The sequence below is a fragment of the Oxalobacteraceae bacterium OTU3CAMAD1 genome, assembly GCA_024123915.1.
GTDB lineage: Bacteria > Pseudomonadota > Gammaproteobacteria > Burkholderiales > Burkholderiaceae_D > Rugamonas.
The window spans coordinates 694,713-716,740 of the sequence record CP099650.1 but is presented as its reverse complement, the minus strand read 5'-3'; the positions used below and the strand labels follow the sequence as shown (position 1 = coordinate 716,740).

The following is a 22,028-nucleotide window of genomic DNA, read 5'->3' as shown; positions in this document are numbered from 1 at the left end:
GTTCTATTCATCGTGATGCTCATGGCGGTTCTCATCGGTTCGCTGGGCCGGTGCTGGCGACGCGGATTTGCCAGATGCCCGGATTGGCTTCCGTCAATTCCAGCTTGCGGGCTTGCAACGCGCTGCGAATCTGCGTCATCGCGGCGGCGTCGACGGTATTGGGTTTGACCTTCACCTGAAGAGCGCGTTCCCTATAATCCAAACTAGCGATCACATCGCGCTTGGGCAACACGCTCAGCGCCTCGGCCAGGTTGGCGCTCATGGCGATGAAGCCGTCCGGCGCGGCCTGGCCGTCATCGGCCTTGGCCAGCGAAATATTCTTGCGCATTTGCGCGACCGGATCGAGGATCACGGTTTCCTTCGGGTAGGCCGCCTTGAAGGTTTGCATCATGGCCAGACGCACGTCGTTGGCTTCGCGTTTGAGGCGCATCCATTCGATATTCAGACCGACCACGTTGACCAGCACCGCAAGCGCGGCGATGCGCAATGGCCAGCGCCAGCGTTGCCATTCGCGCGCGGAGGCGCCGGCCGCGCCCAGCGCCGGCGCCAGGTCCAGCCCGGCGGAGCGCGATGCCGCCACCCAATGCTGCCAATGGTCCTCGGCCAGGCTGATGCCTTGCGGCGCCGTGGCGGCGTCGGCGATCAGCGGCTCGAACTGCTTCATTTGCTCCTGCGACAGGTACAAGGTGACCGGCTCGTCGCCGGCCATCGCGCGCAAGGTGTGCAACGCCGCCACCGGCTCGGCCGGCAACGCCAGGCCCATGCCGTCGTATTGCGAGCGGCGCAGGATCAGCTCGTAGCCGGCGTCGCCCAGGCTCAGCGCGGCCGAGACCGATCCCGGCTGGAACGGCAGGCACAGCTGCATCGGCAGCACCGAGACGCTGTGCGCGCCCTGCGCCAGCAGCGCCTTGACCAGCACCTCCAGCCAGGCGCGCTGCACCACGGCGACGGTGCGCACGCCGTCGGCGTCGGCCGCGCCGGCGGCAAGCACGCAATCGGCCGTGTCGCCCAGCACTTGTTCCTCGACCAGCGCCGGCAACGCCGCCTTCAGGCGCGAGGCCGACAGCGGCGGCGCCTTCACGCGCAGCAAGGTCGCGTCCGACGCGGCCAGCATCAGCACCACCCGGCGCGAGGCGGCGATCAGCTCGCCCAGGTTGCCCAGCGGCGACGTGCCCTGCCGCTCCAGATGGCCGCCGTCGCCCACCAGCGCGAACGGACAGGTCTGGGCGGCGCCGCTGTCGACGCTGGCCTTGGCCGGATAGCGGATAAATAATGTACTCAAAGGGTCTCGCTTTCGTTGATCGCTCTAAATCGCTGCTCTAGTTTTCCCGTATCCAAACCACCGTGGTGAGGCCCGTCGGCGCCCGCGACAGCAACGACACCGTGTCCAGCGCCGCCCGGTCCAGCTTGACCTGGCTGAAGGCCAGGAAATAGTCGCTGCGGACGTCCACGTCCACCGCCGCCTTGCGCTGCGCCACGCCCATCTGCGGCTGCTGCGTAAAATCCGACATCTGCCGATAATAGGCCCCCTTGCGGGTGTTGACCATGGCCGCCGCGTCGCCCAAGGTCAGCGGCGGCACCAGCGCCGCGATCAACTCGGGCGGCGCGGTGTTCACGTTAACCTTGGTCGGCTGCGGCAGCACGATGACAAACTCGCGCAGCCGCTCGATCGCCTGCGGCGTGAAACCGCTCACCGACAGCAAATCCTCCAACCGGACGAAGCCCATCGGCTCGACGCTACCCGATACCGGCACCGTACCCGGCGGTCCGCCGGTGCCGGTCGTGCCGCTGCCGCCACCGGTGGTGGTGCCCGTGCCGCCGCTCCCTGTGCCGGGAGTACCTTGTGTCGGCGCGTTCTGGACCGGTTGCGTCATCGCCACCTGCATCGCCACCTGCTGCGCCAGATTCGGGTCTAATTGCAGATTTGTCAAGAGCCGTTGGAACACGCCGATCTGCGCCTTGTCCGGAACCCGGGCGGCGGCAAGGTTGGCGAGATTGTAGCGCGACTGCGCATCGACAATCTTGCCCGACAGGGTGGCGTTGAAATCCTCGCCTTCCTGGCGCTCGCGCTCGACGTAATCGTCCAGCCGGGTCTCTTCCAACGGCGTCGACCAGATACCGTTCTGGCGCGTAAAGGTCGACGAATCGAGGAAATCCTGGAACAGGATCAGGCGGCTCAAGTCCAGCGCGCCGCGCACGATCCAGCGCGTTTGCAGTTGCAGCCGCTGGTTTTCCATCGAGCGCACCTGCACCTGCTGCTGCCAGAACAGGCTGGTGACGATGGTCACGGCCAGGGTCGTCAGCAGCAGCGCCGTGATGACCGCCACGCCGCGTTGGTGCCGTGGATTCCGACGCGCCCGCATCACAGCGCCCCCAGCAGGAAGGATTTGACCATCGGCACTTCCTGGCCTTGCAAGGCCAGCGACACTTCCAACCCGGTCGGCGCGTTGCCCGAGCCGCCCGTCGTCATGCCGCCCGCCGGCCGCCATTCGGTGTTGATCCAGTAGCGCGCGCCCATCGACAGCACGTCGGACTGCAGCGCCACGCTGGCGGCGGTGTCGGTGTCGTTGAGCGCCGCCTGCCACAGCGCGTCGAGCTGCAGCAGGTCGCGGGTGGCGTTCGATTCGCGCCGGGTCAGCACGCCGTCGCGCACGCGGTAGGCCACCACCTGCAGCCGGGTCGGCTCGTTTTCCGTCATCACCACCCGCACGAAGGTCAGGCGGTCGTTATCGGCCAGCATATAGGGGCGGTTATTCACCAGGCTTGCCGTGGCCAGGCTGGCGCAATCGCTCTGCAACTGCGCGAACGCCAGTTGCAGGCCGCGCGTCTGCTCCATCTTGGCCGTCAGCGACTCGCGCGAGCGGATGATGCCGTCCAGGCCGCGCCAGCCCAGCACGGCGACGATAGCCAGGATGGAAATAGCCACCAGCAATTCGATCAGCGTGAAGCCACCGCGCCGTTTGACATGGATGCGCGTCATGAGTTCAACACCAGCTGGACCAGCTTGATGATGCGGCGTTCCGGATTCGCTTGGTCGTAGACGCTGACCTCGACCCGGCGGAAGCGCGGATTCGGACTGGCGATGACTTCCTCCTGGCACATCAGCTTCATGTCGCCCTGCGGGCATTCGAAGGTTTGCTTGCCGACCGCCGGAAACGTCTTGGACAGGCGCAGCTGCACCAGCCGGTTCTCGGCCGACCAGGTCGCCATCATGGCGCCGCGCAGGCCGTTGCTGTTCTGGGTCAGGCTGCCGACCGCGCGCAGCGAGGCGCCCAGCGCGGTGCCGACGATGACCAGCGCCACCAGCACTTCGAGCAGGGTGAAGCCTTGATTTTTGCGGGAGGGTCGGCGCATCTTGTCTATGATCAGTCCACCGTGAAATGGCCGATGCCGTCGGCACGGATGGCCACGCTGCTGCCGCCGCCAGTCATGGTCAGCACGAACGGCTTGTCGACCGGTTCGCGGCCGAAGATGATGCGCAGGTTGTTGTCGTTCTGGGCGTTGGACGGCGGATCGAGCATCAAGCTCACCGGCCCCTGCTTGAACTCGCGCTCGCGCAGCAGGTCGTCCTGCACGGCCAGGTCCCATTGCTTGTCGTTGCGGATCAGGAAGCGGTAGCCGTCCGGCCCGGCCTCGAAGGCGATCTGGCGGTTGCGCACGATGGCCTCGTCGCGCGCCAGTTGCAGCAGCAGCGCGATGCGTTGCGCGTCCTGCAGCATCGCCTGCTTCTGGCCGGGCATCGCGCTGAGCGAGACGATGCCCAGCGTGATGCCCAGGATGACCATCACCACCAGCAACTCAATCAGCGTGAAGCCTCTCAGCGTAAAGCCTCGGCTCGGCCGGCGCGCGGCGCGCATGATGGGCAATCTCCGTGCGGTCAGTTATCCCAGGAGCCGATGTCGGCGTCGTCGCCGGTGCCGCCCGGGGCGCCGTCGGCGCCCAGCGAGTACACATCGATCTCGCCCTTGATGCCCGGCGACAGGAACTGGTACGGTGCGCCCCAAGGATCCTTCGGCATTTTTTCCAGATAGCCGCCGGTCTTCCAGCCGTTGGCGGCCGGGCCGCTGGTCGGCTTGGTCAGCAGTGCCTGCAGGCCCTGTTCCGTGGTCGGATAGCGCTGGTTGTCCAGCTTGTACAGTTTGAGCGCCTGCATGACGGTGGCGATATCGACTTTGGCGGCGGCCACTTTCGATTCACCGGTGCGGCTCAGCAGCTTGGGCACGACCAGCGCCGCCAGCACACCCATGATGACCACCACCACCATGATTTCGATCAGCGTGAAACCGCGCGCGGCGCGACGTTGAGGTGTTGCTTTTTTCATAATTTACTACCAAATTAAAGTGAGTGCAGAGTATAAGGCCGAAACAGCGGTATCAGGGCAAGCAGAGGCGTGATTTTTGCGCGCCGGGGCTTAAACAGGCCTTAATAATCGCCGGTTTTCACCCCGTTTTACCAGCTTGTCATCGGGTTGTCATGGCATTGTCACACCATTGTCACGCCGGGCCTTTAATCGTGTTTGCGGGCGGTCGCCTCGATGCGGTTGCGGGCGCCGTCGTTGGCGCCGCCGTGCACATGGCCGGCCTCGGCCACGGCGGGAGCGGTCTTGGCCACCCGCGGCGCCTCCTTGACGAACGGGGCAATACCCAGCGCCGTGTCGATCTCGCTCGGATAAATCACATAGCCGCGCGTGATCACCGCCGACACCTTGCGCACGTCCTTGATGTCCTTGGTCGGGTCGCCGTCCACCAGCACCAGGTCGGCCAGCTTGCCCGGCGTGATGCTGCCGCGATCGTTGCTGGTGCGGGTATAGCGGGCGCCGTTGCGGGTGGCCACCTGCAGCGCCTGGGCCGGCGTCAAGCCCGCCTTGACCAGCAGCGCCAGCTCCGAATGCAAGGTGAAGCCGGCGATGTCGTCGGTGCCGGCGACGATGGGCACGCCGGCGCGGTACATGATGCCGACGAAGTCGACCATCTTGGCGTAGGACTTCTCGTAGCGTTTGAGCTGCTCGGCGCCGTCGATCTTCATGGTGCCGACGGAAAAGCCGCGCGCCACATCCGGCGGCATGTTGGCGGCGAAGTCGGCGTAGGGCTCGTTGATGTCGCCGTCCCGCTGCTTCAGGAAGGCAAACGTCGCCATCGTCGGGTCGATGGCGATTTGCTTCTTGGCCAACTGGGCGACGAAGTCCTTGACCGGCTTGGAGTTGAAATCAAGATCGGCCACTTTCTCGGCGGGCAGCACGAAGCGGTTCAGGTTGCGCGTTTCGGTGTCCGGCTTGACGAAGAAGTTCAGCAACACCTGGTTGATGTGCTGGATCTCGTCGTAGCCGGCGTCGAGCGCCTGCTGCGCGCGCAAGCCGGCCGGCACGTGGCCGGACACGCGCATGCCGCGCGTGTGGGCGTAGGCGACCGTGTCCTTCAGGATGTCTTTCGGGAAGGAGTTGTAGATCTTCAGCTGCGGATAGCCGCGCTGGGCATACCAGTCGATCGCATCCTTGGCGCCCTGCAAGTCCTTGACGGTGAAGCCGCCGCTGGCGCTGTATTGGCTCTCGCCTTCGAGGAAGCCGGCCGGCACCACTTGCGGTCCGAGCAGCTTGCCGTCGGTGGTTTCGTCGAGCATCGCCTGCATCTGGGCATTGTCGTTGCCCATGTCGCGCACGCTGGTGACGCCGGCCGAGATGTTGAGCGCGCCAGACCAGCGGTCGACGTGGCCGTGCATGTCGAACAAACCCGGCAACACGATGCGGCCGCCGGCGTCGATGGTGTTGGCGGCGTCGCGCGTCGGCGAGCCGGCCGGCTGCACCGAGGTGATGCGTCCGCGCAGGATGTAGATGTCCGACGGCGCGCCGACGGTGGCTTTCTCGCTGTCGAACACGCGGGCGTTCTTGACCAGGGTCAGGCCCGGCAGCGGATGCTGCAATTTGTTGGCGACATCGGCCAGCATCTTGCTCTCGGCGGCCTTTTGGCGCTTGGCCAGTTCGGGGATGACGTTTTGCCAGCCTTCTTCCAGCGCGTTCATGAAGCCGGGAATGATGACGGCGAACAGGCGCGGCTTGGCGCCGGTTGTGGCCCACATGAACGACGGCGACAGGCCGATGCCGGTTTGCGCCAGCAGTTGCACGGTTTGCTTTTGGCCGGAGGCGCCGGTGATCTCCAGCGAGTCCAGCTTGGTCTGCGACAAGGTGCCCGACGGCAGCAGCGGCAGCTTGTTGTCCGGCGCGGCGGCCAGCGCGGTGATGGCGGTGGAGATCACCTCGAAGGAGCTGTTCAGCGGCACATAGGCGGCCGGACCGGCGATGCTTTTCTTGCCCTGCTCCGAGGTCGATTTCCATTCGGCCTGGTCGCCCTTGCGCTCGAAGCGCTCGTCGACCACGGCGCCGAAGGTGGAATTGCCTTTGACGGCGTATTCGGTCATGGTGCCGTCCGGGCCGATGCGGAATTGCTCGGTCAGCTCGGGACCGCGGCCGTTGTTCTTGTAGATGAAACGCACCTTGGTCAGGCCGTCGTCCTGCTGCTCGACCACCTGCTCGCCCATCTGCTTGCCGCTTTCGGTGTAGATCAGATATTTGGTGGTGCTGGCGGCCTGCGCGCTGAAGGCGGCGGCCAATGCCAGCGGAAGTACGGCGAGTCGGTTCATCAGCAAGGTCTTCTCCTGGAGGTGGTTTGGGCGGATTCTACGTTGTAATTTTCGTTGTCATTTTACCCGTGCTGCACACGGGGCAAGCGTCATTTCTGCCGACGCCGATGCTGGTCCATTCCATGTTCAGGCCGTCGAGCATCAGCAGCCGTCCGGCCAGCGAGTTGCCCACGCCCATCAGCAGTTTGAGCGCCTCGGCCGCCTGCATGGCGCCCACCACGCCCACCAGCGGCGCGAACACGCCCATGGTGGAGCAGGCGACGTCCTCGAACTTCTGATCCTGCGGGAACAGGCATGAATAACAGGGGTTGCCTGCCTTGCGCGTGTCGAATACGCTGATCTGGCCGTCGAAGCGGATCACCGCGCCGGACACCAGCGGCTTGCCCAGCGCCACGCAAGCGCGGTTGACGGCGTGGCGGGTGGCGAAGTTGTCGGTGCAGTCGAGCACGACGTCGGCATCGGCGACCAGCTCGGCCAGGCGGGCGTCGTCGGCCCGCTCGTTGAGCGCGCTGACGACAATGCCGGGATTAATCTGCTGCAAGGTGATGCGCGCCGACGCGGCCTTGGGCTGGCCGACCCTCGCCGTGGTGTGGGCGATCTGGCGTTGCAGGTTGGTCAGGTCGACGGTGTCGTCGTCGACCAGGGTGATGTGGCCGACGCCGGCCGAGGCCAGGTACAGCGCGGCCGGCGAGCCGAGGCCGCCGGCGCCGATCACCAGCGCGTGCGCGGCCAGCAGCTTTTGCTGGCCTTCAATGCCGATTTCGTCGAGCAGGATGTGGCGCGAGTAGCGCAGTAGTTGCGAGTCGTCCATGGTCTCAACCGGCGGCCGGGCCGCCATTCGGTGTTAGTGCTATTCGGTTATTCGGCGACCGGCTGTTTCGCGGCTGGCTTGCCGTCTCCAGCCTTGGATTTGGCTTCGGGCTTGGCCGCGGGCTTGTTGGTCGGCTTGGTGGACGGCTTCACGTCGGACTTGATGTCCGGGCTGCTATCCGATTTGATCTCGCCGACGCCGTCACCGCCGGCCGCCGCACCCGCCTCCACCTTAGACAGTTTGACCGGCAAGCCCTTGAAGTGGTTCAGCGCCTGCGCCAGCTGGAAGTCGTCCTTCGAGCCGAATTCCACCGGCTTGGATTTCTTTGACAGCGAGGCCAGGCGCTGCGCGTCCTCCAGGCCGTCGCGCTGGGCGTTCAGGGCCTTCTGGGCGATGCTCTCGCCCTCCGGGTCCTTGTCGTTGCCCAAGTGTTTTTGCAGATCGGCTTCGCGCATGCGCAGGCTGTTCAAGCCGTCGCCGTCGGCGGTCTCGTCGACCATCAGGTCCGGCACGATGCCGCGCGCCTGGATCGAGCGGTTTTGCGGCGTGTAATAGCGCGCCGTGGTGAGTTTGACGGCGGTGTCGGCGGTCAGCTGGCGCAGGGTCTGCACCGAGCCCTTGCCGAAGGTCTGCGTGCCCATGATGGTGGCGCGCTTGTAATCCTGCAGCGCGCCGGCGACGATTTCCGACGCCGAGGCCGAGCCGGCGTTGACCAGCACCACCATCGGCACGTCCTTCAGGCCGGCCGGCAGCTTGGCCAGCGGATCGGTCTTCGAACGCGGCGCGTAGAACTCGGGGCGGCCGTAGAAGGTTTCCTTGGACGACATCAGTTGCCCATTGGTCGAGACGATCACCGAATCCTTGGGCAGGAAGGCGGCCGACACGCCGATCGCGCCCGGCACCAGGCCGCCCGGGTCGTTGCGCAGGTCCAGCACCAGGCCCTTGATTTTCGGGTCTTGCGCGTACAGGGCGGTAATTTGCTTGGCCATGTCGTCCAGCGTCGGTTCCTGGAACTGCGAGATGCGCACCCAGGCATAACCCGGCTCGACGATCTTGGTCTTGACGCTTTGCACGCGGATTTCCTCGCGCGTGATGGTCATGACGATGGGCTTGTCCTCGTCCTTGCGGCTGATGGTGACGGCCACCTTGGAACCGGGCTCGCCGCGCATCTTCTTGACGCTCTCGTCGAGCGACATGTTCTTGATCGGCGTGCCGTCGATGCGGGTGATCAGGTCACCTGTCTTGATGCCGGCCTTGAAGGCGGGCGTGTCCTCGATCGGCGAGACGACCTTGATGTAGCCGTCCTCCATGCCGACTTCGACGCCGATGCCGACGAATTTGCCGGCGACGGTCTCTTTCATCTCGCGGAAGGCTTTTTTGTCCAGGTAGACCGAATGCGGGTCCAGCGAGGACACCATGCCGGAAATGGCGTCGGTGACGAGTTTCTTGTCGTCGACGTTTTCCACGTAGTCGGTCTTGATCAGGCCGAACACGTCCGACAGCTGGCGTAATTCCTCCAACGGCAACGGGGTGCCGCCGGCTTTCTGCGCGATGGCGGGAAACTGCAACGAGGCGGTGACGCCGGCGATGGCGCCGAGTCCGATCAAAGCGATGCTCTTAAACTTGTTGCCCATTTTCTCCGCGAACCTTAAAACTTGACCCAGCCAGCCGGATCGAATGCCGTGCCCTGATGGCGAAGCTCGAAGTATAGCCCTGATTCCTCGTTGCCGCCGCTGTTGCCCGCGCTCGCTATCGGGTCGCCCGATTTGACGATGTCGCCTGCCCTTTTCAGCAATGACTGATTATTACCGTAAATACTCATGTACTGGCCGCCGTGGTCGACGATGATCAGGTTGCCGAAGCCGCGCAGCCATTCGGCGAACACCACCCGGCCGCCGGCGACGGCGCGCACGTCGGCCCCTTCGGCGGCGCGGATGAAGACGCCCTTCCAGCTCGGCCCCTGGCCGCGCTTGCTGCCGAACTTGGCCGCCACCTGGCCGCTGACCGGCGAGCCCATCTTGCCTTTGAGGCTGGCGAAGGCGCCGGCCGGCGCGGCGGGCGCCAGGGCGATGTCGGCGGCGCGGGCCGGCGGCCGGACCGGTTCCTCGACCGGCGCAGGTGCAGGTGCGGGCGTCGGCGCCGGTGTCGGATCGAGCTTGACGGCGACTTTTGGTTCGTCGGCGTCGATCGGATCGGGCCTGGCCGGCACCGGCGGTTTGGTCGGCTGGGCTGGTTTGATCGTGCCGGATTTGTTGGCGTTGGCCTTGGCCAGGCGTTCGCGCTCGGCCTGCGCGGCAGCGGCGGCCTTGGCGCGCGCCTGGGCCTGGGCCAACAGCTGCGCCTTTTTCTCGGCGTCGGCCTTGGCCTTGGCGGCGGCGCGGGCGGCCGCCAGTTGTTCCTGGCGTTTCTTTTCGGCGGCGGCGGCGATCGCCTGCTCTTCGATCAGCTTGTTCAGCTTGTCGACCAGCCCGCTGATGCGCTGCTCGTCGCGCTCGACGTTGCCCGCCTCCTTGCGCTGGGCCACCAGCTTTTGCGACAAGGTCGACAGCAGGGCCGCGCGGCGCGTCTTTTCCTGTTCCAGCTTGGATTTCTGCTGCCTTTGTTCCTGCGCGATCTCGGCCAGCTCGTCATTGGCGTTTTGCGCCTCGGCCTGGTTATCCTCGACGGCCTTGAGATTGGCGCGCAGCGCGTCCAACAGGCGGGCCTGTGCCTGCGACACATAGGCCATCATCTGCAGATCGCGGTTGATGCGGTTGGGGTTGTCCCCGGACAGCAGTAATTTGATGCGGTCTTCATTGCCTGCGACATAGTGCTCGCGCAGCAGCTTGGCCAGCTGCTGCTTTTGCAGCGCGACCGTAGCCGTCAGCCGCTCGCGCTCGGCGGTCAGCTGCTGCAACTTGCCCTGGGTATCGCCGAGCTCCTGCTGCAGGTCGCGCAGCGCGCGGTTGGCGTCCGAAATCGCCTGTTCCGACTCGGCCAGCGTATCTTCCGCGTCGTCCTTGGCGCTTTCGGTCTTGCTGATGTCCTTTTTGAGCGCCGACAGCTTTTGCTGCAAGCCGGCGCGCTCGGCCTCGGCCAGCGCCTTCTGCTTGCTGCGCTCGGTCGGTTTGCTGGAGCGGGCGGTCTGGGCTTGGGCGCCCAGGGACGTTATCAACAGCAAGGCCGCGCCGGTGACGGCGGCGGCCTTGCGCCAACCTCTAAATGAAGAATGAGACAAATTACTTGGCCTTGCCCTGGTTGGCGACGGCGGCTTGTGCAGCCGCGATGGCGTCGGCGTCGCCGAGATAGTAGTGGCGGATCGGCTTCAGGTCGGCATCGAGCTCGTAGACCAGCGGCTGGCCGTTAGGGATATTCAAGCCGACGATGTCGTTGTCGCTGATGCCGTCGAGCATCTTGATCAGCGCGCGCAGGCTGTTGCCGTGGGCCGAGATGATGATCTTCTTGCCGGCGCGGATGGCCGGGGCGATTTCCTCGTCCCAAGCCGGCATCACGCGCGCCACGGTGTCCTTCAGGCATTCGGTCAGCGGGATCTGCGACTTATCCAGGCCGGCGTAGCGCGGGTCGTTGAACGAGGCGCGGTCGTCGCCCTCTTCCAGCGGTGGCGGCGGCGTGTCGTAGCTGCGGCGCCATACCAGCACTTGCTCGTCGCCGTACTTGGCGGCGGTCTCGCCCTTGTCCAGGCCCTGCAGCGCGCCGTAGTGGCGTTCGTTCAGGCGCCAGTCGTTCTTGATCGGCAGGTACATCATATCCATCTCGTCGAGCGACAGCCACAAGGTGCGGATGGCGCGCTTGAGCACCGAGGTGTAGGCCAGGTCGAAGGTGAAGCCCGATTCCTTGAGCACCTTGCCGGCGGCCTTGGCTTCGGCCACGCCTTTTTCGGTCAGGTCGACATCGGTCCAGCCGGTGAAGCGGTTCGACAGGTTCCAGGTGGATTCGCCATGGCGCATGAATACGATTTTGTACATGTGGACTATCTTCAAAAAAGGAGTGAATCGGAGGGATTACCAGTGCTTTAAGAACTCTTCCAGCTTCTATTTTATAATGCGCGGATTAAGTTAAACCATTGGAACCCCGTGAAATTCTTCATTGACAATATTTTCATCATCGCCGTCGTCGTTCTCTCCGGCGGCGCGCTGCTGTGGCCGCTGCTGACCCAGCGCGGCAAACGGGCCACCCCGCAAGACGTGACGATGTTGATTAATCGTAGCAAAGCCACCATTGTAGACGTACGCGACGCGAAAGAATTCGCCAACGGTTCCCTGCCGGACGCGAAGAACATTCCACTGGCCGAACTGGACCAGCGGATCGGTGAATTGGACAAGTTCAAGAGCAAGAGCGTGGTGGTGGTTTGCCAATCCGGCGCCCGTGCGTCCTCGGCTGCGGCTAAACTGTCCAAAGCCGGCTTCACCGACGTGGTGAACCTGGAAGGTGGCATTGCCGCATGGCAAAAAGCCGGCCTGCCGCTGGCCAAGCCGGCGGCGACGTCGGCTAAGCCATCGGTGACCTTGGCCAAGCCGCAGGCAAAATAATTGGAAGGAAGCATCATGACGACCGAAGTGATCATGTACACCACCGCCGTGTGCCCGTACTGCACCCGCGCCGAGCGCCTGCTTGAATCGAAGGGCGTGACCGAGCTGAAGAAAATCCGCGTCGACCTCGACCCGGAGCAGCGCATGCTGATGATGCAAAAAACCGGCCGCCGCACCGTGCCGCAAATCTACATCGGCGACACCCATGTCGGCGGTTTCGATGATTTGTATGCGCTCGATCAAGCCGGCCGGCTGACACCCTTGTTAAATGGCTAACTGACTCCAAATACAACGAGCGGGCGGAAATCCTTTGCATCGATAGTGGTTTTGATACAATTGCCCTCGCGTTTGATTTGGGCTTTTATTCGGCCATCCCAAGCCAACATCATCTGAGCGGCCCGTGCCGCTCGTTTTCACTATAACGAAAGCGTTCCATGTCTGAAGAAAACCTGCAACCAGTATTCCAAATCCAACGCGTCTACCTGAAAGACATGTCGCTGGAGCAACCGAATTCCCCAGCTATCTTCCTGGAACAGGAAGCACCGACCATCGAAGTGGCCCTGGACGTGGGCGCCGAGCCACTGGCCGACGGCATCTTCGAATCGACCGTCACCATCACCGTGACCGCCAAAGTCAAAGACAAAGTCGCTTTCCTGGTCGAAGGCAAGCAAGCCGGTATCTTCGAAGCCCGTAACATCCCTGCCGATCAACTCGATCCGCTGCTGGGCATCGGTTGCCCGAACATCGTCTACCCTTACCTGCGCGCCAACATCGCCGACGTGATCACCCGTGCCGGTTTCCCACCAGTGCACCTGGCCGAGATCAACTTCGAAGTGTTCTACCAGCAGCGCCTGCAAGCCGTGGCCGATGCCGCCGCCGCCGCACCAGCTGCCGACAGCGCCACCACGCACTAATAAGCGCGAACAGCCGCTTAGAGTTATACTGTAGCAACGTCGCCGGACGCTCGTCCGGCGGCTGTTTCACCCGACTAGCCGCGTCCCGCGCGCTGTCCTCCATCAGCAAGGTAAGCCATGACATTTCCCCGTTTGATCGCAGGTCTGAGCCTGATGCTGGCCGCCGCGAGCAGCCACGCGTTCGACTTCAAAACGGTAGGCGCCGCGCCTGTGGTGCTGTACGACGCCCCATCGACCAAGGGCGGCAAGCTGTTTATCGTGCCGCGCGGCGCGCCGCTCGAAGTGGTGCTGGCCTACGGCGAATGGCTCAAGGTGCGCGACGTCAACGGCGAAATGGCCTGGACCGAGGCCAAGGGACTGACCGCCAAGCGCAACGTGATCTCGCGCGTGGCCAACCTGAAGGTCCGCGCCACGCCGGATGATGCCGCCACCGCCGTCTTTACCGCCGACAAGGGCGTGTTGATGGAAGTGACCGAAGTGGCCGCCGGCGGCTGGATCAAGGTGCGTCACCGCGACGGCCTGGTCGGTTACGTCAAGAATGCCGAGATCTGGGGCATATAATCCCAGGATCTGAACAACGGCCCTTCAATGGTGCCGAACGGGATCCCATGCCAGACAATCAAAACAAACAAGCTGCGCCAAACGTGCGCAAGGTGACCGTGCTCGGCGCGGGCGCCTGGGGCACCGCCGTCGCCATCGCGCTGGCGCAGCGCCACGACGTGCTGCTGTGGGGCCGCAACAGCGCCTCGCTGCAAGCCATGGGCGAAGCCCGCGACAATACCGAATACCTGCCCGGCCATCCCTTCCCCGACCGTTTGCAGGTCGCCGCCGGCTTCGACGCCGCGCTGGCGCACGCGGCCGGCGCCGACGGCCTGCTGATCGCCGCCTGCCCGGTGGCGGGCTTGCGTCCGTTGCTGGAGCAGCTCAAGCCGCACGCGGTGTCGCATGTGGTGTGGCTGTGCAAGGGCTTCGAGTACGGCACCGGCTTGCTGCCGCATCAAATCGTGCGTGAAGTGCTGGGCGACGGCGTCGCCGGCGGCGCCTTGTCGGGCCCGTCGTTCGCGCAGGAAGTGGCGCGCGGGTTGCCGTGCGCGCTGACCATCGCTTCAAGCTCGGCGGCGCTGCGCGATTGCGTCGTGGCGGCCGTCCACGGCGGCAATATCCGCGTGTATTCCAGCGAGGATCTGGTCGGTGTGGAGGTAGGCGGCGCGGTCAAGAACGTGCTGGCGATCGCCACCGGAGTGGCTGATGGGCTGGGGTTGGGATTGAACGCCCGGGCTGCGCTGATCACGCGCGGGTTGGCTGAAATCACGCGCCTGGGCACCGCCCTGGGCGGGCAGACGGAAACGTTCATGGGCTTGACCGGCATGGGCGATCTGATTCTGACCTGCACCGGCGATCTGTCGCGCAACCGGCGGGTGGGCTTGGGGCTGGCGCAGGGCAAAGCTCTTGAGACCATCGTGCAGGAACTGGGCCACGTGGCAGAAGGCGTGCCGTGCTCGAAGGCGGTACGCGAGCTGGCGGCCAGGATGGGCGTCGACATGCCGATCACCAACGCGGTGGCGGGTGTGCTGTTCGACGGCGACCAGCCTCAGGCGATGGTGGCGAAATTGCTGTCGCGCGATCCGCGCGATGAAAAGGTCAAACGCTGAACCCGTGAACCATCGCGGCTGATCAACCGGCTCGGCAATGGGGTCGTACCCCATGGGGTACGACCCCGCGACCCGGGACCGGCGCGCCGCCTGTTACCCCTCGGGTTGCTCTTCTTCTTTTGCTTCCCGCATCCACTCCACCAGCGGGAACGCATCCTTCAATCCGTTGACGATCAACGGCACCAGCAACTCCGGCTTGTTCATCGGCACATCGATCTCGGTCCACACGAAGAAACTCTTCAGCTTGATGTACTCGATGTGCTCGTGCTCCGCGTCGAAGCCCTTCGGCGGACGCATCAATTTGCCCTCGTCGCGGATATCCCCAAACGTCAGGCGCAGCTTTTTGTTCTTCAGTACCTTCTTGAACCCGGCAGCGTCATCGACCATGTGCTGGCGCAAGGCCTTCAACCGTCCCGCCGGCGGCATGTACTCGCCCGCGCCGAACAGCAACCTGCCCTGCCCGTCGATCTGCATGTAGTACGTCGGCCCGCCGGTCTGGCTCGGACGGCGCATGTCGTTCGGCGCCACCGCCGCCGAGAACCGCGTCTTGTACGGGCTCTTGTCATGCGCGAAACGCACGTCGCGGTTGATGCGGAACATCGCCTTCTTCGGATTGCTGAACTTGACCGCTGGATCGAACTTGCCCACCCCGGCGATCATCTCGGTGACCACTTGCAGGAATTCTTCGCGCAAAATGTCGTAGCGCGGCTTGTTCATGATGAACCATGGACGGTTGTTGTTGTCAGCCAGTTCTTTGAGGAATTGAGTCAGGTCGCGTAAATGCATGGATTGGGTTTACTTTATTTTGGCGCTGGCAGGACGCTTGCCGACCGTGACGTCGATCGTCGCTTCGCGGCTCTTGCGCAAGATCGTCATTTTAGCTTTTTCGCCCGGAGTCAGTTGGGCGATGAGGTTGAGCATGCCATTGGTGTCGGTGACCGGCTTGCCATCGACCGTCAGCAGGATGTCGCCCGGCTTGATGCCGCCCTTGTCGGCCGGGCCGTGGCGCACCACGCCGGCGATGATAGCGCCGCTCTGGCGCTTGAGGCCGAAGCTGCTGGCCATCTCCGGCGTGATCTCCTGCGTTTCCACGCCGATCCAGCCGCGCACCACGTGGCCCGACTTGATGATCGCTTCCATCACCGTTTTGGCCGTCGATACGGGAATCGCGAAGCCGATGCCGACCGAGCCGCCGCTTTGCGAATAGATCGCCGAGTTGATGCCCAGCAGGTTGCCGGTGACGTCGACCAGCGCCCCGCCCGAGTTGCCGAAGTTGATTGCGGCGTCGGTCTGGATGAAGTTCTCGAAATGGTTGATGTGCAGGTTGTTACGCCCCAGCGCCGAGATGATGCCCATCGTCACCGTCTGGCCGACGCCGAACGGATTGCCGATCGCCAGCACCACATCCCCCACCTGCGCCTGCTCGGCCTGGCCCAGCACGATCACCGGCAGCTTGTCGAGCGCGATCTTGATGACGGCCAGATCGGTCTCCGGATCGGTGCCGACCACCTTGGCGGCGGCCTTGCGGCCGTCGGCCAGCACGACCTCGATCTCGTCGGCGGCCTCGACCACGTGGTTGTTGGTCAGGATGTAACCCTCGGCCGACACGATGACGCCCGAGCCAAGGCTGGCCTCGTCGTCGTCGCCCTCGCCGTCGCGGTCACGGTCGCCGAAGAATTTTTTGAAGAAGGGATCGCGCAGCAGCGGATGCTTGCGGTGCTTGGGCTTTTTGCTGGTGATGATGTTGACCACGGCCGGCATCGCGCGCCCGGCCGCCGCCCGGTAGGAGCCGACGGCCGACGCCGGCGCCTTGCCGGGTCCGGCCTCCATCATCACGGCCGGCCGCTCCGGGCTGCCCATCTGCTGCAGGCGCACCGGCGCGGCGCCCTGCGGCCCGACGGCCACGTAGACGAAATACAGCGCCAAAACGACGGTCACCGTTTGCGCAAACAACAGCCAGAGTCGTCGCATAGCTTGAAACTGCCGCCGGCGGGCGGCGTCCGTGGTTATTCTGATTATTTCTTGAGGGAATCGCGGATTTCGCGCAGCAACACGATGTCCTCGGCGGGCGGGGCCGGCGGCGGCGTCACGGCCGGGTGCTCGCGCAGGTTGCGCGCGCGGTTCATCAACCGCACCATCTGGAAGATGACGAAGGCCAGGATGATGAAGTTGAGCAAAATCGTGGCGAAGTTACCATAGGCGAACACGGCGCCCAGTTTCTTGGCTTCGGCCAGGCTCAGGCCGGCCGCTTGGCCGTTCAGGCCGATGTAGTAGTTGGCGAAGTCCAGCCCGCCGAACAGCTTGCTGATCGGCGGCATGATGATGTCGGTCACCAGCGAATCGACGATCTTGCCGAAGGCGCCACCGATGATCACGCCAACGGCGAGGTCGACCACATTGCCCTTCATCGCGAATTCTTTGAATTCTTGCATCATTGCCATTTTTATATCCTCGACGTGTGGTCATTTGTGAACAAAACTGCGTGTGGATCATACTATTTTTTCAATTAGATTCCAAACACGCTTGCGGTTCACGCATTTGGACAGCGATTTACGTTATAAGTTTGACCTATATCAATTGGCAAAACGGCCGGGCGCCCTCATAGGGCAGAGTCCGCTAAAAATCAAGCCCAAAACGGTGCGGAAATCGCCCAAATTGGGGTTACGGCAACGTTTTTGCTTTAATTCGCTACACGGTTACCTTATAATTTAAGGTTGCTAGAAGCTACATTCGTGCTTCATCAAGTTTTCAGTTTTCAGGTTTGTTCGCGGTTTCCAGATTTTGTTCGCACTTTGACTGATTGGGGTTTGTATGAGTAACGAAAAGCAGGTCGATTCCGGCCGTCGCGGTTTGCTCGTCGCAACAGGCGCGGCGGGTGGTGTAGTGGGTCTGGCAACCGCGGGGGCGCTGGTGAGCACCTTCCAGCCGTCGGAACGGGCGAAAGCCGCCGGCGCGCCGGTCGAGGTGGACATCTCGGCGCTCAACCCCGGGGAAATGACAACGGTCGAATGGCGCGGCAAGCCGGTCTGGATCCTCAAGCGCACGCCGGAGATGGTGGCGTCGCTGAAAAAGACCGACGGCAAGGTCGCCGACGCCGAATCCAAACGCAATCCCGAAGAATTCACGCCCGAATACGCCCGCAACGAATGGCGCTCGCGCAAGCCCGACATCCTCGTCGCCGTCGGCATCTGTACCCACCTCGGCTGTTCGCCCTCGTCCAAGTTCGCCCCCGGTCCGCAGCCCTCGCTGCCGGACGACTGGGAAGGCGGCTTCCTGTGCCCATGCCACGGCTCGACCTTCGACATGGCCGGCCGCGTCTTTAAAAACAAGCCGGCGCCGGACAATCTGCAGGTTCCGCGCTACATGTTCTTGAGCGACAACAAGCTGGTCATTGGCAAAGACGAGAAAGGCGAGGCGTAAATCATGGCGGCTTTCAAAGAGACAAAACTGCCGGCGAACGCGCCGGTGGCACAAAAAGCACTAGGCTGGGTCGACGACCGCTTCCCCCTGACCAAGCTGTGGAACGACCAATGGGGCAAATACTACGCCCCGAAAAACTTCAACTTCTGGTACATCTTCGGCTCGCTGGCCATGCTGGTGCTGGTGCTGCAGATCGTCACTGGCATCTTCCTGACCATGCACTACAAGCCGGACGCCAACCTGGCCTTCGGCTCGGTCGAATACATCATGCGCGAAGTGCCGTGGGGCTGGCTGGTGCGCTATATGCACTCGACGGGCGCCTCCGCCTTCTTCATCATCATCTACCTGCACATGACGCGCGGCCTGCTGTACGGCTCGTACCGCAAGCCACGTGAACTGATCTGGCTGTTCGGCTTCGCCATCTTCCTGTGCCTGATGGCCGAGGCCTTCTTCGGCTACCTGCTGCCATGGGGCCAGATGTCGTACTGGGGCGCCCAGGTGATCGTCAACCTGTTCGGCGCCATCCCGCTGATCGGACCGGACCTGTCGCTGTGGATCCGCGGCGACTACGTCGTCTCCGACGCCACCCTGAACCGCTTCTTCGCCTTCCACGTGATCGCCATCCCGCTGGTGCTGCTGGGCCTGGTCGCGGCGCACTTGATCGCGCTGCACGAAGTCGGCTCGAGCAATCCGGACGGCATCGAAGTCAAAGAGAACCTGGGCCCGGACGGCCACCCGCTCGACTCGATCCCGTCGCACCCGTACTACACGGTGCACGACCTGTTCGGCGTGTCGATCTTCCTGCTGATCTTCACCACCGTCGTGTTCTTCGCGCCGGAAATGGGCGGCTACTTCCTCGAGTACAACAACTTCCTGCCTGGCGACTCGCTGAAAACCCCGCTGCACATCGCCCCGACCTGGTACTTCACCGCGTTCTACTCGGTGCTGCGCGCCACCACCGCCGACTTCATGTGGGTGCTGATGTTCTTCGTGGCCGCCTACGTGGTGTTCGTCTGGCTCAAGTCCAACCTGCCGCGCCTGGTGAAAATCGCCATCGCCGTCATCGCGCTGGTGGCCATCATCGGCATGCTGCCGCAGATCCTCGACGCCAAGTTCTGGGGCGTGGTGTTCTTCGGCGGCTCGGTCGTGATCCTGGCCTTCATGCCTTGGCTGGACAAGTCGCCGGTCAAGTCGATCCGCTACCGTCCGACCTGGCACAAGTATGTGTACGCCGTGTTCTTCCTGTCGTTCCTGACCCTGGGCTACCTCGGTACCCTGGCGCCGACCGATGGCCGCACCCTGGTGTCGCAAGTGTGCACCCTGCTGTACTTTAGCTTCTTCCTGTTCATGCCATGGTGGAGCGCGATGGGCACGTTCAAAAAAGTGCCCGACCGCGTCGTCTTCCACGCGCACTGACCGTACCTTGGCTAAAGTATATAAAGGACATGACATGAATTTTGCAAAGAAACTGCTCGCCGCGCTGGCCCTGCTGCCGGCCCTGGCGTTCGCCAACGAAGGCGGCGTCGCGCTCGACAAGGCCCCGGACCGGTCGAACAACATGGCCGCCTTGCAACACGGCGCCAAGCTGTTCGTCAACTATTGCCTGAACTGCCACAACGCCTCGTCGATGCGCTACAACCGCCTCAAGGACCTGGGCCTGAGCGAGGAGCAGATCAAGTCGAACCTGCTGTTCACCGGCGAGAAGGTCGGCGAAATGATGACCACCACCATGCATCCGAAGGATGCCAAGGTCTGGTTCGGCGTGGTGCCGCCGGATCTGTCGGTCATTTCGCGTGCCAAATCGTCGGGCGCCGGCACCGGCGGCGACTACCTGTATACTTACCTGCGCAATTTCTACCAGGACGACACCCGCCCGACCGGCTGGAACAACCGCGTGCTGGAAAACGTGGCCATGCCGCACGTGCTGTGGGAGTTGCAAGGCGTGCAAAAGATCAAGATGGAAACGGTGCCCGATCCGCACGATCCGGCCAAAACGATCCATCAGTTCGCCGGCTTCGAGCAGGTCAAGGCCGGCAGCATGAACAAGTTGGAATTCGACACTGCGGTGGCCGACCTGGTCGGTTACATGGAGTGGATGGCGGAGCCTGCGGCGCAGACCCGCAAAAAATTGGGCGTGGTGGTGGTATTGTTCATGTCCCTGTTCGTCTTGCTGGCATGGCGCCTGAACGCGTCGTTCTGGAAAGAAGTTAAATAATCGAGAGCGCCGGCTGGCCCGGCGCTTGTTTTGCGATGCCCGCCGCTGGCGGGCGATCGATCCGGGGTGATCCGTTCGCGGGCTCACCCCCTTAGTTTTTAAGGAACTACAAAAAATGATGGTTCTCTACTCGGGTACAACCTGCCCATTTTCACAGCGCTGCCGTCTGGTCCTGTTCGAAAAAGGCATGGACTTTGAAGTGCGCGACGTCGACTTGTTCAACAAGCCGGAAGATATCTCGACCATGAATCCGTATGGTCAGGTGCCGATTCTGGTCGAGCGTGAATTGATTCTGTACGAATCGAATATCATCAACGAATACATCGACGAGCGCTTCCCGCATCCGCAACTGATGCCGGCCGACCCGCTGATGCGCGCCCGCGCCCGCCTGATGCTGTTCAATTTCGAAAAGGAACTGTTCGTCCACGTGCACGTGCTCGAAAGCGAACGCGCCAAGGGTAACGACAAGAGCCACGACAAGGCGCGCGCGGAAATCCGCGACCGTCTGACGACCCTGGCGCCGCTGTTCTTGAAGAACAAGTACATGCTCGGCGACGAGTTCTCGATGCTCGACGTGGCCGTCGCGCCGCTGCTGTGGCGCCTGGACCACTACGGCATCGAACTGTCGAAGACCGCCGCCCCGCTGATGAAGTACGCCGAGCGCATCTTCTCGCGTCCGGCCTACATCGAAGCGCTGACGCCGTCGGAAAAGGTCATGCGCCGCTGATCGGTTCGATCGCGGAAACGCCGATGTTTAGTTGAAATTATCGGCGCGCCCACCGTGTTGAACCGGGGGCGTGCCGTGTTTTACCGTAGTCTGGAATACCATGTCCGAAATCTCTACCAAGCCCTACATGCTGCGCGCCATTTATGAGTGGTGCACCGACAGCGGCTACACGCCCTACCTGGCCGTCAAGGTCGACGCCTCGACCACCGTGCCGATGGAATACGTCAAAAAAGGCGAAATCGTCCTCAACATCAGTTTCGGCGCCACCTCGGGGCTGAAGATGGACAACGACAGCATCCGCTTCCACGCCCGCTTCGGCGGCGTCTCGCGCGAAATCTACGTCCCGGTCAACAACGTCATGGCGATCTACGCCAACGAAAACGGCCAGGGCATGGCGTTCGAGCCCCACACCGGCGGAGCCGACGCGCCGCCGCAGGCCGAGGAAACGAGCGTGCCGGGGCCGTCGCTGGCAGCCGTGCCGACGCCGGCGCCCGAGGGCAAAAACGAGGCCGCAAGCGCCCCGCAGGACGACAACGACCCACCCAAAAAGGGCGGGCGCCCCACCCTGACGCGGATTAAATAGCGTATAATTTGCCCCGTACAAGTTTCGCCGACTTAGCTCATTTGGTAGAGCAGTTGATTTGTAATCATCAGGTGGCCAGTTCGAAACCGGCAGTCGGCACCAGCAAAATCAAGCACTTAGCCCAGCCCTTACCGGCTGGGCTTTTTGTTTTCTGCGTAAGAGCGGGTAGCTCAAAATTATCCGCTATTCGGCTAATATAACTTTATCTGATATTCAGATATATTGACTTTAGCCGTAACCCAGCTAAAATGGTTTTATCTGAATTACGGATACTATCCATGCCAATCGTGCCCGCATTCCAGCCCATCATCACCACGCCGCAGCTAGGTCAGCTGCTCTTGTCTGCGCGCAAGCGGCACAAGCTCACGCAGACCGCTGTGGCGCAGCGTCTTGGCTTGAGCCAGAACCGCATTTCCCACCTGGAACAGCATCCGGATGAGATCAGCGTCAAGCAGTTGCTGAGCTGGTGCGCGGCAATCGGACTGGAACTGCGGCTCGGAGAACGAATCGACGACGGGCCGAGCAGCTCCGCTGAGTGGTAATC

25 protein-coding genes and 1 tRNA gene are annotated in these 22,028 nt (G+C 63.2%); 12 read left to right on the top strand and 14 right to left on the bottom strand.

Annotated features, from left to right (window positions below):
* Nucleotides 1–31 precede the first annotated feature (31 nt).
* The 11 genes from gspL to gpmA all read right to left on the bottom strand — a co-directional run bounded on the left by gspL (nucleotide 32) and on the right by gpmA (nucleotide 11,409).
* Complete coding sequence (gene gspL / locus NHH88_03115) at nucleotides 32–1,282, bottom strand: type II secretion system protein GspL (GenBank protein USX14801.1); 1,251 nt, start codon at nucleotides 1,280–1,282, stop codon at nucleotides 32–34.
* Nucleotides 1,283–1,319: 37 nt separating this feature from the next.
* The gene (gspK, locus tag NHH88_03110; GenBank protein ID USX14800.1) at nucleotides 1,320–2,363 is read right to left on the bottom strand and encodes a type II secretion system minor pseudopilin GspK; all 1,044 of its coding nucleotides are present in this window, start codon (nucleotides 2,361–2,363) and stop codon (nucleotides 1,320–1,322) included.
* Nucleotides 2,363–2,980 carry a prepilin-type N-terminal cleavage/methylation domain-containing protein gene (locus tag NHH88_03105; protein USX14799.1) on the bottom strand — a complete coding sequence of 206 codons (618 nt, stop codon included), beginning with the start codon at nucleotides 2,978–2,980 and terminating at the stop codon, nucleotides 2,363–2,365. The genes gspK and NHH88_03105 overlap by 1 nt, the downstream gene beginning before the upstream one ends.
* A complete protein-coding gene (gene gspI, locus NHH88_03100; protein USX14798.1) occupies nucleotides 2,977–3,354 on the bottom strand; it encodes a type II secretion system minor pseudopilin GspI in 378 nt (125 codons plus the stop codon). Before gspI ends, NHH88_03105 begins: the two co-directional genes overlap by 4 nt.
* A gap of 11 nt (nucleotides 3,355–3,365) precedes the next feature.
* Nucleotides 3,366–3,857 carry a GspH/FimT family pseudopilin gene (locus NHH88_03095; GenBank protein USX14797.1) on the bottom strand — a complete coding sequence of 164 codons (492 nt, stop codon included), beginning with the start codon at nucleotides 3,855–3,857 and terminating at the stop codon, nucleotides 3,366–3,368.
* A 20-nt stretch (nucleotides 3,858–3,877) separates the two neighbouring features.
* A complete protein-coding gene (gene gspG, locus NHH88_03090) occupies nucleotides 3,878–4,321 on the bottom strand; it encodes a type II secretion system major pseudopilin GspG (GenBank protein USX14796.1) in 444 nt (147 codons plus the stop codon).
* A gap of 185 nt (nucleotides 4,322–4,506) precedes the next feature.
* The gene (locus NHH88_03085; protein USX14795.1) at nucleotides 4,507–6,633 is read right to left on the bottom strand and encodes an amidohydrolase family protein; all 2,127 of its coding nucleotides are present in this window, start codon (nucleotides 6,631–6,633) and stop codon (nucleotides 4,507–4,509) included.
* A gap of 37 nt (nucleotides 6,634–6,670) precedes the next feature.
* Nucleotides 6,671–7,444, bottom strand: coding sequence for a HesA/MoeB/ThiF family protein (locus NHH88_03080; protein USX14794.1), 774 nt, complete (start codon nucleotides 7,442–7,444; stop codon nucleotides 6,671–6,673).
* A gap of 47 nt (nucleotides 7,445–7,491) precedes the next feature.
* Nucleotides 7,492–9,078 carry a S41 family peptidase gene (locus NHH88_03075; protein ID USX14793.1) on the bottom strand — a complete coding sequence of 529 codons (1,587 nt, stop codon included), beginning with the start codon at nucleotides 9,076–9,078 and terminating at the stop codon, nucleotides 7,492–7,494.
* Between the two features lie 14 nt (nucleotides 9,079–9,092).
* The gene (locus NHH88_03070; GenBank protein ID USX17517.1) at nucleotides 9,093–10,586 is read right to left on the bottom strand and encodes a peptidoglycan DD-metalloendopeptidase family protein; all 1,494 of its coding nucleotides are present in this window, start codon (nucleotides 10,584–10,586) and stop codon (nucleotides 9,093–9,095) included.
* Between the two features lie 76 nt (nucleotides 10,587–10,662).
* Nucleotides 10,663–11,409, bottom strand: coding sequence for a 2,3-diphosphoglycerate-dependent phosphoglycerate mutase (gene gpmA, locus NHH88_03065; protein ID USX14792.1), 747 nt, complete (start codon nucleotides 11,407–11,409; stop codon nucleotides 10,663–10,665).
* A gap of 108 nt (nucleotides 11,410–11,517) precedes the next feature.
* Here gpmA and NHH88_03060 point away from each other — a divergent pair, with 108 nt between their 5' ends.
* From NHH88_03060 to NHH88_03040, 5 genes are all read left to right on the top strand, one after another.
* Entirely contained in the window at nucleotides 11,518–11,973 is a 456-nt protein-coding gene (locus NHH88_03060; GenBank protein ID USX14791.1) for a rhodanese-like domain-containing protein, read from the top strand.
* 15 nt (nucleotides 11,974–11,988) lie between these two features.
* Nucleotides 11,989–12,249, top strand: a complete 261-nt coding sequence (grxC, locus tag NHH88_03055; protein USX14790.1) for a glutaredoxin 3 — start codon at nucleotides 11,989–11,991, stop codon at nucleotides 12,247–12,249.
* A gap of 158 nt (nucleotides 12,250–12,407) precedes the next feature.
* Nucleotides 12,408–12,887 (top strand): protein-export chaperone SecB, encoded by a 480-nt coding sequence (secB, locus tag NHH88_03050; GenBank protein USX14789.1) that lies wholly within the window; start codon nucleotides 12,408–12,410, stop codon nucleotides 12,885–12,887.
* Nucleotides 12,888–13,004: 117 nt separating this feature from the next.
* Nucleotides 13,005–13,448 (top strand): SH3 domain-containing protein, encoded by a 444-nt coding sequence (locus NHH88_03045; protein ID USX14788.1) that lies wholly within the window; start codon nucleotides 13,005–13,007, stop codon nucleotides 13,446–13,448.
* A gap of 47 nt (nucleotides 13,449–13,495) precedes the next feature.
* A complete protein-coding gene (locus NHH88_03040) occupies nucleotides 13,496–14,539 on the top strand; it encodes an NAD(P)-dependent glycerol-3-phosphate dehydrogenase (protein USX14787.1) in 1,044 nt (347 codons plus the stop codon).
* Nucleotides 14,540–14,632: 93 nt separating this feature from the next.
* Here the strand turns inward: NHH88_03040 and NHH88_03035 are convergent, their stop codons facing one another.
* The 3 genes from NHH88_03035 to mscL are packed head-to-tail and all read right to left on the bottom strand — an operon-like array spanning nucleotide 14,633 to nucleotide 16,980.
* Nucleotides 14,633–15,325: a DUF2461 domain-containing protein gene (locus NHH88_03035; protein USX14786.1), complete on the bottom strand. Its 693-nt coding sequence runs from the start codon at nucleotides 15,323–15,325 to the stop codon at nucleotides 14,633–14,635.
* 9 nt (nucleotides 15,326–15,334) lie between these two features.
* Entirely contained in the window at nucleotides 15,335–16,510 is a 1,176-nt protein-coding gene (locus tag NHH88_03030) for a Do family serine endopeptidase (GenBank protein ID USX14785.1), read from the bottom strand.
* A 44-nt stretch (nucleotides 16,511–16,554) separates the two neighbouring features.
* On the bottom strand, nucleotides 16,555–16,980 hold the full coding sequence (mscL, locus tag NHH88_03025) for a large conductance mechanosensitive channel protein MscL (GenBank protein ID USX14784.1): 426 nt from the start codon (nucleotides 16,978–16,980) through the stop codon (nucleotides 16,555–16,557).
* A 370-nt stretch (nucleotides 16,981–17,350) separates the two neighbouring features.
* Here mscL and petA point away from each other — a divergent pair, with 370 nt between their 5' ends.
* The 7 genes from petA to NHH88_02990 all read left to right on the top strand — a co-directional run bounded on the left by petA (nucleotide 17,351) and on the right by NHH88_02990 (nucleotide 22,026).
* The gene (gene petA / locus NHH88_03020) at nucleotides 17,351–17,959 is read left to right on the top strand and encodes a ubiquinol-cytochrome c reductase iron-sulfur subunit (protein USX14783.1); all 609 of its coding nucleotides are present in this window, start codon (nucleotides 17,351–17,353) and stop codon (nucleotides 17,957–17,959) included.
* A gap of 3 nt (nucleotides 17,960–17,962) precedes the next feature.
* Nucleotides 17,963–19,375: a cytochrome bc complex cytochrome b subunit gene (locus NHH88_03015; GenBank protein ID USX14782.1), complete on the top strand. Its 1,413-nt coding sequence runs from the start codon at nucleotides 17,963–17,965 to the stop codon at nucleotides 19,373–19,375.
* Nucleotides 19,376–19,409: 34 nt separating this feature from the next.
* Entirely contained in the window at nucleotides 19,410–20,174 is a 765-nt protein-coding gene (locus NHH88_03010) for a cytochrome c1 (protein USX14781.1), read from the top strand.
* A gap of 115 nt (nucleotides 20,175–20,289) precedes the next feature.
* Complete coding sequence (locus NHH88_03005) at nucleotides 20,290–20,901, top strand: glutathione S-transferase N-terminal domain-containing protein (protein USX14780.1); 612 nt, start codon at nucleotides 20,290–20,292, stop codon at nucleotides 20,899–20,901.
* Between the two features lie 100 nt (nucleotides 20,902–21,001).
* Nucleotides 21,002–21,484: a ClpXP protease specificity-enhancing factor gene (locus NHH88_03000; GenBank protein ID USX14779.1), complete on the top strand. Its 483-nt coding sequence runs from the start codon at nucleotides 21,002–21,004 to the stop codon at nucleotides 21,482–21,484.
* Between the two features lie 26 nt (nucleotides 21,485–21,510).
* Nucleotides 21,511–21,586: transfer RNA gene (locus tag NHH88_02995), tRNA-Thr, on the top strand.
* 176 nt (nucleotides 21,587–21,762) lie between these two features.
* Nucleotides 21,763–22,026 carry a helix-turn-helix domain-containing protein gene (locus tag NHH88_02990; protein USX14778.1) on the top strand — a complete coding sequence of 88 codons (264 nt, stop codon included), beginning with the start codon at nucleotides 21,763–21,765 and terminating at the stop codon, nucleotides 22,024–22,026.
* The last annotated feature ends 2 nt before the right edge of the window (nucleotides 22,027–22,028 follow it).